The sequence below is a fragment of the Salimicrobium salexigens genome, from assembly GCF_900156705.1.
Classification (GTDB): Bacteria; Bacillota; Bacilli; order Bacillales; family Halobacillaceae; genus Salimicrobium; species Salimicrobium album.
The window spans coordinates 1-9866 of record NZ_FTOK01000001.1 but is presented as its reverse complement, the minus strand read 5'-3'; the positions used below and the strand labels follow the sequence as shown (position 1 = coordinate 9866).

The following is a 9866-nucleotide window of genomic DNA, read 5'->3' as shown; positions in this document are numbered from 1 at the left end:
TAGCAAATGAATGTACACGTTTTTTGTCTTTTTCCTTCTTTTGACAAACATTCCATGACCTGCTACACTCAAATCGTTTACTATCTTAAACGAAGGGAGGTAATTAGGTTGGAAACATGGAAGTTTCTTTATACTCCTGATTTGACACCTGCGATGAACATGGCTCTGGACGAGAAATTGATGGAATGGCACCGGGAGAAAAGAATCCCGCCTGTACTGCGCTTTTACACTTGGAGTCCTGCCGGTCTTTCTGTAGGCTATTTTCAAAAAACACTGAACAAAGTAAGTGAAGAAGGTGTAAATAAGCACAAAGTCGATATAGTAAGGCGACTTACGGGCGGACGGGCTGTCCTCCATGATAACGAACTTACATATAGCATCATCGTAGACGAACGTCACCCCGGAATTCCAAAGACAGTTAAAGAAGCCTGCCTCGTCCTTTCGAAGGGACTCATGAAAGGTTATTCGATACTTGGGATAAAAGCAGAATATGCTATGCCGGAGAAACGGATGAATGAGTCTTCGGCAGTATGCTTCGAAGAATCATCCTGGTACGAACTGACTGTAGAAGGGAAAAAAGCTGCCGGAAGTGCACAGGTCCGACAAAAGGGGATTCTTCTCCAGCACGGCTCTATACCGATCCGTACAGATGAAGAAAAACTTTTTGATATGTTCATTTATCCTAATGAAAAAGTAAAACAGAGATCTAAAAAGAGTTTTCATAATAAGGCTGTCAGTATTGAGGAGGCTTTAAGTGAACGTGTGACTGTACAACACGTCCACGACGCCTTTCTCCAGGGATTCCGAGAAGGGTTGGATGTAACTTTCGAATCTTTAAACCTGGCAAAGAAAGACTGGGAGGAAGTTGAATATTTAGCAGAAACCAAATATATGAGCGAGGAATGGAACTTTAAACGTTAAAAAGGAGTGAAGCAATGAGTAAAAGTTACGAACACATCAAAAAACCCGAATGGCTGAAAATTAAGCTGAACACCAATCAGTCCTATATGAAGCTGAAAAAACTGATGAAAGATAAAAAACTGAACACCGTCTGTGAAGAAGCGAGATGCCCGAATATTCATGAGTGCTGGAGTGAACGGAAAACTGCTACTTTCATGATTCTCGGGGATACATGTACGCGCGGGTGCCGTTTTTGTGCCGTCAAAACCGGGCTCCCGAATGAGCTCGATTGGGGAGAACCCGAGCGGGTGGCGGAATCGGTAGAAATCATGGGATTAAAACACGTAGTCGTTACTTCCGTGGCACGTGACGACCTGAAAGATGGGGGTGCGGCTGTTTTCGGGGAAACAGTACGTGCCATCCGAAAAAGAGTTCCAGGATGTTCCGTGGAAATCCTCCCTTCTGATATGAAAGGTGACTACGAAAGCCTGTCTACTCTGCTCGCAGGGGAACCGGACATCTTTAACCATAATATCGAAACAGTGCGTCGGCTCACGAAACGTGTCCGTGCTATTGCTATGTACGACCGTTCTCTCGAATTGCTTCGTCGAGTGAAGGAAATGCGGCCAAACACTCCTACGAAATCAAGTATTATGGTCGGACTTGGAGAGACAAAGGAAGAACTTATTGAAGCAATGGATGATCTACGGGCGCACAACGTGGACATCCTCACACTCGGCCAGTATCTGCAGCCGACGAAAAAACACTTGAACGTAGAGAGATATTACCATCCGGATGAGTTCGAAGAGTTAAAACAAATAGCTTTAGAAAAAGGGTTCAGTCACTGTGAAGCGGGACCACTGGTGCGTTCCTCCTATCACGCAGATGAACAGGTAAACAAAACGACCGTGCAAAAAAGATTGGAATATGCCAAAGGGTACGAAGAAAGCTCCGGGGAACCGTTAACGAATACAAACTTCTAAATGGTATTTCCTTTGGAATTTCACTCATGTATAATGAAAATAGCCTGAACGGAATATGAAGGAGGAACTACACATGAAAATGACATTGATCATGATGGTGAGCATTTCTTTTCTTACGTCTATTTTCGCTGCAGGACGCGACGAAAAGCCAGGTGCTCCAAAGTAATATACTGAAGAGATCGCCCTCAAAAGGCGATCTTTTTTTGTTCGGAAGAAAGGGGCCAAGTGCCTCACATTCTTCTCTTATTTTATAAGACCGGGAAACCCCTGCTCGTGCAATACGTGGAAAAGCATAATAGAAACAGTATTCGCAAGATTCAGTGACCTCACTTTATCTGTCATAGGTATGCGCACGCACCTGTCTTCCATTCCTTCCAGCAGTTCATGCGGAATTCCGTCGCTTTCCCTTCCAAATACGAACAGCTGATCTTTCGCCGTATCCGTATAGTCCATCTCCACGAATGAACTGCCTCCGAAGTTTTCGACATAATAATAGTCGCCTTCCGGAAATTTTCCGTAGAGTTCCTCCAGGGAATCATAATGATAAATAGTTACGTCATACCAGTAATCAAGTCCCGCTCGTTTCACCATGCGGTCCTCCGTGGAAAATCCGAGCGGATGTATGAGGTGCAGAGTAGTGTCCGTAGCAAGACAGGTTCTGGCTATATTTCCGGTGTTTGCAGGGATTTCCGGCTGAAATAATACCACGTGATTAGGCATCCGTTTCACCTCTGAAATTATTTTAGTCAACCCGGATATTATATCACATAAAAGTGTATTTATCTTAAAGAGACCGTAACGAACCAAGCAGCCGTAACAACTGGAAGGTCCCGGAAAAATTTCTGAACAGTAAAACCACCCGCAGCTAAAGGGTGGTTTCGAGATTCAACAGATACACTTTTTTATCAACACCCCCGCCATATCCGGTCATTTTTCCGTTCTGGCCTACCACTCGGTGGCACGGGACTACGATGGAAAAAGGGTTTTTGTTCATGGCTCCTCCTACGGCACGTACGGCTTTTCGGTTACCGGCGCTCTCCGCCAGACCTTTATAAGTGATGGTCTCCCCGTACGGAACTTCCATCACGAGCGCTTCCCAAATATTCTTTTGAAAGGAGGTACCGTAAAATTTATAAGGAAGGCTGAACGAGTACCTTTCCCTGTTAAAATACTCCTTTAGCTGCCTCTCAGTTTCCTGCAGCAGCTTTGTTTCTTTTTCTATCAACTCCGGAGATCTATCGATAAAGGAGTGGATGTGGTTCTCATGAAGTTCCCCTTTTTCGGAGGCGGACCCGTAGTCCAGACGGATCAGCCGCTCCTCATCGACCGTTGCGAGCATCGGTCCGAGCGGAGTGGTCATTTCCTTCTGATAAAATAACATTTCTTCACTTCTCCTTTTCAATTCACCTGAAAAGCTAAACCTTTCTCCATTTCTTCTTTCACTTTTTCATCAGTCTCATCTCCTCTGGCCACCTCGAGCTCCTCGAAACATTCCGGCGTTCCGATTTTTCCGAGACTGTACGCAGCCGTACCCCTGATTACAGGGCGGGGGTCGTTCTTCATAAGATATACAAGGTCCTCTACCGCCTCTATCTCCCGGTAATGACCAAGAGCCAGAATAGCATTACGCTGAATCGGTTTCTTTCCGCGCCACGATCCTGCCATTCTGCCGAACTTTTCTTTGAACTCCCGGTTGGATATGCGAAGAATAGGGCGGAGTACAGGTTTGACTTTCTCCGGGTCTGGCTCGAACTCTTCGTGAAGATGGAAATCTTTTTTGCGGTTGAACGGGCAAACCGTCTGACAAGTATCACAACCGTAGACTCTGTTCCCTATTTTCGTACGGTATTCATCTTCGAGAAAACCTTTGGTCTGGGTCAGAAAAGCGATGCATCGATTGGCATTCAGCTGCCCGCCCTGGACAAGGGCATCCGTTGGACACGAATCTACGCAAATATTACAGTCCCCACATCCTTCCTGGATCGGCTCATCCGGAGCGAACGGAAGATTTGTCACCAGTTCACCGAGATAAACGTAGGAACCGAACTCGGGGGTGATTATCGCACAGTTTTTTCCGCTGAACCCGATCCCTGCCCTCTCGGCTACGGCACGGTCTGACAGCTCCCCTGTGTCTACCATCAGTTTCAATTCAACTTCAGGAACCTTTTCACGGAGAAAAGAACCGAGCAGCTGCAGTTTTTCGCGTAAAACCGTGTGGTAATCCTCCCCCCACGAAGCACGGGCGAACTGGCCGCGTCGCGCCCCTTTCTCGTTTTTAGGGGGATTTTCCATTTTTGAAGGATAGGCGAGCGCGATAGAAATGATAGATTGGGAAGAGGGAAGGAGGCGTTCAGGTTCCGTACGCTCTTCCGGACTCCCCTTTTCGAACCCCGAGTGATATCCCAGCTGTTCCTGTCGTATCAGTCGGGATTTCAATTCGCCGAATACGTCTGCGCTGGCAAAACCTATTTTATCGATTCCTATTTCCTTGCTGTAGGCAATCGTTTCCCTCTTTAATTGTTCGGCATCCATACGTGCGCTCCTCCTTCTCCCTTACCTTAGATCCTCCACCTTTGCGGTACGGATTCTGTTTAAGGTGGCTGCAATTTCAAACTTTCTCGGTCTGGCCAGTTCCCCGGGGTGCTGATTCCTGAAAGGAGCGGCGAAGGAAAGTCCTTCTGCATCAATCTGTTTATCAATCGCATCTACCAGTTCTTTCAGTGTCTCTTTTTTCTTCAGCATACCCTGTTTATTCATATGGGTGATCAGATCAGCGATGAACCTCGTCTGAGAAGCATCAACGAGCTGCTCAAGTCCTTCCATGCGTATGTCGTGCCTTCCCATAATTATATGATACATCCCCTTGGACTGCACTTTTTCCTTCTTCCCGCGCTGGGCCTGAATGGTGGCCGGAAGAAAAGACCGCGCCGGCAGGGAACCGAAAGAAAATTCCTCTTTCTTACGTTCGCTCGGGTAACGGGAAGCTATTTCCCTGGCCCTGGCCGTCACATCATGCGGGATGTACTGATCCATCATTATCACGTGATCGGCAGCGTGGAAATATTCACCGGATCCACCCATGACGAGGATCGTCGAGACATCGAGCTCATCCCTCATCTGCTCGATTTTATCGATGAAAGGGGTGATCGGCTCTTTCTCTTTAGCAACAAGTTCCTGCATACGTTCATCCCGGATCATAAAGTTCGTCGCACTGGTGTCTTCGTCTATCAATAGAGCTCCGGCACCTGTCTCAAGCGCCTCGACCACATTCGCAGCCTGCGATGTACTTCCGCTCGCATCCTCTGTTGTAAAAGTGGAGGTATCGGTGCCGTGCGGTAGATTCTTAATGAAAGAGGAAATATCGACGTTTGTAACTTTCCTTCCATCTTCCGCTCTCACTTTAACGGCGTCCGGAGCAGTGATGACATATTCGCGCCCATCTCCCTGTTTATGAGGATACACCCCTCTCTCAATGGCCTGGAGCAGGGTGCTTTTTCCGTGATAGCCGCCCCCTACTATCAGCGTGATGCCTTTTTTGATTGCCATACCTGTGAGCGGTTCTTTGCGATGTGGCAAAGAGATGGAAACCCGGTTCTCTTCCGGACTTTCAAAAGGTACTGCGTTTTTCATCGGTCGCTGGCTGATTCCGCTTTCCCTTGGGAGAACAGACCCGTCCGCTATGAATGCTTCCCAGTCATTTTTCTCCATTTCTTCACGGATTGCGTCGTACTGATCGGCAAGTTCACATGCCTGATCAATCTCCTCATCTTTTATAGACATAATCGACTGTTCCACTATCGCAGGTAGGACTTCGAAAAAAAGTTTTTCAGCTTCCTTTCCGTTAATACGGCGTCCATTTGCCGGCAGGCCTACTGTGAAACAGAGCACTGTAGAATCCTGTTCTATCATAACCGCGGTACGTTCAAGAACTTCCTGACCCGGCTGATCCATTCCTACATCTCCGCTTTTCCCCGAACCTTTCACGTTCGATTTATGCTTCTTCACCGTTTCTGAAACGCATCGGGTAAGTGTATCTTCCGTATAAACTCTTCTTGATCTGGAGGTCGTCCACTCCTTTTTGATGGAACGTTTCGCTTCCGGAACTCTTATTCTTATTTTGGAAGGGGCCGCAAAAGGGTCTCCCTGCACATAATCGATGTGAAGCTTGTAATCCCGGAAAGAATAAGTCCCCTGGATCTGTTTATATCCCTTGTAACTTTTCCCGTCTATTTCTTTTAAATGTTTTTTCAGCTGTTGCATGATAACACTTCCTTTCATAAAATCTGTCTCATCTATATGTATGTATCCATTTTCAATCATGAAAAAACGCAATGCTTCGTTATTCATTAACGAAACACTGCGTTGGCACGTGGTATGAAAACATAATTTCAAACACTAGTGGAGCGGGTGAGGAGAATCGAACTCCCGTCATCAGCTTGGAAGGCTGAGGTTTTACCACTAAACTACACCCGCCCGAAGAGGTCAGGACAACTTCAAGGGATAGTTTACATTGTAACAACGACCAGAAAGGGTTTCAACCTTTTTATTCAAAAAAAACGCAACTTGGAAAGTTGCGTTACTTACCACTGTAACTGTCAATGTGAAACTTGCCTTCCACTTTATAAAGTTCTTTATCCGGAACTGCACTTTCTATTTTCGGAAAGATGACCCTTTCTTCCATTCTAATGTGATCATGAAGCTTCTCTCCCAATTCCTGAAACACTTTATAATCGAATCTCTCCAGCTTACGCAGTTTAACGATAAGTCCACGTATCACTGTATGATCGATAAGCATTTTCTCTATATCTTCATCCTCTTCTATCTCTGCATAGCAGGCGTACAGCGGGAGAAGGATTTCCTCTTCTTCCCTGAAGTGTGCTTCCCCATCATTTTCCCAGAAATCTTCAATATCCTTCATAATTTCTCTGAACTTGTCTTTTTCTTCTGTTTTCTGTAACTTCTGAGCAAGTACAAGACCATGGTGATGGTGGTGCGACAAAGGAACTAACGCTTCGTGTCGTTTCATTTTTATCCCTCCTACCCTCTTTATACCACAAATCCGGGTAATAAATCATCTGTCCGTAATACGTACTTCCGCCTTCTGGAAGAAGGGAACTGACTTTATGTATTCATTACAAAAAAACGGTTCTATTTCAAATGTTGGGGTGGAGGTTCTTTCCTCCGCCCCTTTATCCTATGTTTTTACCTAAGTGCTTGAATTGGTGATGCATCAGAATGCGGGCCCGTAACCGGTCGTGCCGGCGAAAGCCGAAGGCATTCCGTTTCAACACTTTCGTCTGATTGTTCAATCCTTCTACGAAACCATTGCTGTAATCAAACATAAAACTATTCATGATTTCGGTCTGCCAGTTCCTGAACGTATCCACCGCGGCCATGAATTCTTTCATCCCTGAGGAAGCCACAAGGTCATAAAAGGCATATAGGTCCTCTTTCACTTGCTTGATGTCTCCTTGTTTTGCTACCTCAAACCACGTTTGATACGCCTCTTTTAATCGATAAGCCACTTTCAATTCTGAAGACAGATGGAGGTATCTTTCCAGATACCATCGCTGTTTATCCGACAGGGACTCATAGGGTTTGTGAAAGACATGCCTCATTCTCTTACACTTTCTCCGGTCGTAATCATGAAAGTCCTTCTGGACTCTTTTCCTTACACGGTCTACAGCCCAGTTGATATACCGGCAGAAGTGAAAACGGTCGGCGACGATAATGGGGTTATTCAATGCTTTGTTCACCGCCGACTTGAAGGCATAGCTCATGTCCATGACGACACACTCTACGTTCGACTTTTTCTTCTTCAGGTAGTCTTTTACGGTCTCGGCCGACCGATCCGGTAGGATATCAATCGGTTCCCCGGTATCCGCGTTAGCGATGATGACCTGATACTTGCCCCGGTCCGTATCTCCCTTATATTCATCAATCGCAATCACGCGAGGAAGTTCCTCCACTTCTTTCAGGTGAGACGCCGAGATACGATCAAAGCGCCGGACGGCTGTATTGGGCGATGTATGAAACAGGTAGGCTGTGTCTTTAAAGTTCTTGCCATGGATGAGCCTGAAGCCGAAGGCCTGGTTCCATTCTTTCGAATGGCGCTGGTACCGCTCGACAAGAGAGGTATGTTCGGGGAATCTTTTTCCGCAATTACAGGCATACCGTCGTTTGCGATAGAAAACGTAGGTCAGGCGTTCAAACCATTTAAGGTGCTGCACTTTTTGTACCCGATAGTCATGAACCCGACGGGTTCTAGCTCGACAGGAAGGACAAATGTGGGTTTTTTTCGGCATCTGTACGTGAAGGTACAAACACCCGTCCCGTTCCTCCGTTTTCCTCACTTCCACACCTTCAAATCCTGGAATCATCATGGTAGAATGCATATATACACACAACTCCTATCTTTTTCTTGGGTCTCGTCAATTCAAGTGTAAAAGATAAAGGAGCTTGTGTGTTTTTTTATGCTGAATTTTTCTGATACCCCAACAAATATTGTAGAGCCAAAAAAACTACCAGAATCCTGGTAGTTTTCATTATATATAGCGAAGGTGGGATTCGAACCCACACGCCCAGAAGGCACAGCATTTTGAGTGCTGCGTGTCTGCCAGTTCCACCACTTCGCCACGATTTTTATGTTTATTTTTTGGAGGCGGCAACCGGATTCGAACCGGTGATAAAGGAGTTGCAGTCCTCTGCCTTGCCACTTGGCTATGCCGCCATAACCTCAAAGAGCGAGAGACGGGATTCGAACCCGCGACCCCCACCTTGGCAAGGTGGTGTTCTACCACTGAACTACTCTCGCATGGCTGGGCTAGCTGGATTCGAACCAGCGCATGACGGTACCAAAAACCGTTGCCTTACCGCTTGGCCATAGCCCAACAATAAAAAAATGGGGCGACTGATGGGAATCGAACCCACGAATGCCGGAGCCACAATCCGGTGCGTTAACCACTTCGCCACAGTCGCCATAGATTGAAAAAACAGGGGTAGTAGGACTCGAACCCACATCGGCGGTTTTGGAGACCGCTGTTCTGCCTTTGAACTATACCCCTAAAAATGGTGGAGGGAGCAGGACTCGAACCTGCGAACCCGATGGGAGCGGATTTACAGTCCGCCGCGTTTGGCCAACTTCGCTATCCCTCCATTTTTTATTAAAGTATCTGGTGCCGGCCAGAGGACTTGAACCCCCAACCTACTGATTACAAATCAGTTGCTCTACCAATTGAGCTAGGCCGGCAAAAGTGGTGGCTCGGGACGGAATCGAACCGCCGACACACGGATTTTCAGTCCGTTGCTCTACCGACTGAGCTACCGAGCCACTTTTATGTATTAATGGCGGTCCGGACGGGACTCGAACCCGCGACCTCCTGCGTGACAGGCAGGCATTCTAACCAACTGAACTACCGGACCAAAATTTGGTTGCGGGGGCAGGATTTGAACCTGCGACCTCCGGGTTATGAGCCCGACGAGCTGCCAGACTGCTCCACCCCGCGATGTTGAAGTATAACTTCTATGGTGGAGGATGCAGGGCTCGAACCTGCGACCCCTTGCTTGTAAGGCAAGTGCTCTCCCAGCTGAGCTAATCCTCCAGTGAAATAGTGGTGACCCGTACGGGATTCGAACCCGTGTTACCGCCGTGAAAGGGCGGTGTCTTAACCACTTGACCAACGGGCCATGGCGGAGAGAGAGGGATTCGAACCCTCGAGACCCGAAAGGGCCTACACGAGTTCCAATCGTGCTCCTTAAGCCAGACTCGGACATCTCTCCAGAAATGGCTCCACCGGTAGGATTCGAACCTACGACAAATCGGTTAACAGCCGATTGCTCTACCACTGAGCTACGGTGGAATATTGAAACGACCTGGCAGCGCCCTACTCTTGCGGGGGGTAACCCCGACTACCATCGGCGCGGAAGAACTTAACTTCTGTGTTCGGCATGGGAACAGGTGTGACCTCTTCGCTATTGCCACCA

Annotated in this window: 8 protein-coding genes, 16 tRNA genes and 1 rRNA gene; 2 read left to right on the top strand and 23 right to left on the bottom strand. The window is 47.2% G+C overall.

Features of this window, described 5'->3' with window-relative positions:
* Positions 1–102 precede the first annotated feature (102 nt).
* Together BW931_RS00125 and lipA are read left to right on the top strand one after the other, a co-directional pair.
* Positions 103–921, top strand: coding sequence for a lipoate--protein ligase family protein (locus BW931_RS00125; protein WP_076569608.1), 819 nt, complete (start codon positions 103–105; stop codon positions 919–921).
* 14 nt (positions 922–935) lie between these two features.
* Complete coding sequence (lipA, locus tag BW931_RS00120; RefSeq protein ID WP_008592171.1) at positions 936–1883, top strand: lipoyl synthase; 948 nt, start codon at positions 936–938, stop codon at positions 1881–1883.
* 243 nt (positions 1884–2126) lie between these two features.
* Here lipA and BW931_RS00115 read toward each other — a convergent pair whose 3' ends face one another.
* The 23 genes from BW931_RS00115 to rrf form a co-directional block, all read right to left on the bottom strand.
* Complete coding sequence (locus tag BW931_RS00115; protein ID WP_008592170.1) at positions 2127–2603, bottom strand: tRNA (cytidine(34)-2'-O)-methyltransferase; 477 nt, start codon at positions 2601–2603, stop codon at positions 2127–2129.
* A gap of 145 nt (positions 2604–2748) precedes the next feature.
* Positions 2749–3264, bottom strand: a complete 516-nt coding sequence (locus BW931_RS00110; RefSeq protein ID WP_076568986.1) for a methylated-DNA--[protein]-cysteine S-methyltransferase — start codon at positions 3262–3264, stop codon at positions 2749–2751.
* Positions 3265–3281: 17 nt separating this feature from the next.
* Positions 3282–4415, bottom strand: a complete 1134-nt coding sequence (queG, locus tag BW931_RS00105; protein WP_076568984.1) for a tRNA epoxyqueuosine(34) reductase QueG — start codon at positions 4413–4415, stop codon at positions 3282–3284.
* 21 nt (positions 4416–4436) lie between these two features.
* Complete coding sequence (locus tag BW931_RS00100) at positions 4437–6143, bottom strand: ABC-ATPase domain-containing protein (RefSeq protein WP_076568982.1); 1707 nt, start codon at positions 6141–6143, stop codon at positions 4437–4439.
* A gap of 139 nt (positions 6144–6282) precedes the next feature.
* Positions 6283–6356: transfer RNA gene (locus BW931_RS00095), tRNA-Gly, on the bottom strand.
* 103 nt (positions 6357–6459) lie between these two features.
* The gene (locus BW931_RS00090) at positions 6460–6909 is read right to left on the bottom strand and encodes a hemerythrin domain-containing protein (RefSeq protein WP_076568980.1); all 450 of its coding nucleotides are present in this window, start codon (positions 6907–6909) and stop codon (positions 6460–6462) included.
* 163 nt (positions 6910–7072) lie between these two features.
* Entirely contained in the window at positions 7073–8278 is a 1206-nt protein-coding gene (locus BW931_RS00085) for an ISL3 family transposase (RefSeq protein WP_076568978.1), read from the bottom strand.
* A gap of 157 nt (positions 8279–8435) precedes the next feature.
* Positions 8436–8518 (bottom strand) — tRNA-Leu (locus BW931_RS00080).
* A gap of 21 nt (positions 8519–8539) precedes the next feature.
* Positions 8540–8613: transfer RNA gene (locus tag BW931_RS00075), tRNA-Cys, on the bottom strand.
* Between the two features lie 12 nt (positions 8614–8625).
* A tRNA-Gly gene (locus BW931_RS00070) sits at positions 8626–8697 on the bottom strand.
* Between the two features lies 1 nt (position 8698).
* Positions 8699–8773 (bottom strand) — tRNA-Gln (locus BW931_RS00065).
* Between the two features lie 12 nt (positions 8774–8785).
* A tRNA-His gene (locus BW931_RS00060) sits at positions 8786–8861 on the bottom strand.
* A gap of 15 nt (positions 8862–8876) precedes the next feature.
* Positions 8877–8947: transfer RNA gene (locus BW931_RS00055), tRNA-Trp, on the bottom strand.
* Positions 8948–8952: 5 nt separating this feature from the next.
* Positions 8953–9038, bottom strand: a tRNA-Tyr gene (locus tag BW931_RS00050).
* 18 nt (positions 9039–9056) lie between these two features.
* Positions 9057–9132 (bottom strand) — tRNA-Thr (locus BW931_RS00045).
* Between the two features lie 5 nt (positions 9133–9137).
* Positions 9138–9213: transfer RNA gene (locus tag BW931_RS00040), tRNA-Phe, on the bottom strand.
* Between the two features lie 15 nt (positions 9214–9228).
* Positions 9229–9305 (bottom strand) — tRNA-Asp (locus BW931_RS00035).
* Positions 9306–9311: 6 nt separating this feature from the next.
* Positions 9312–9388, bottom strand: a tRNA-Met gene (locus BW931_RS00030).
* Between the two features lie 20 nt (positions 9389–9408).
* Positions 9409–9484: transfer RNA gene (locus BW931_RS00025), tRNA-Val, on the bottom strand.
* A gap of 10 nt (positions 9485–9494) precedes the next feature.
* Positions 9495–9569 (bottom strand) — tRNA-Glu (locus tag BW931_RS00020).
* Between the two features lies 1 nt (position 9570).
* A tRNA-Ser gene (locus BW931_RS00015) sits at positions 9571–9662 on the bottom strand.
* Between the two features lie 5 nt (positions 9663–9667).
* A tRNA-Asn gene (locus BW931_RS00010) sits at positions 9668–9742 on the bottom strand.
* An 11-nt stretch (positions 9743–9753) separates the two neighbouring features.
* A 5S ribosomal RNA gene (gene rrf / locus BW931_RS00005) occupies positions 9754–9866 on the bottom strand; the annotation flags it as partial.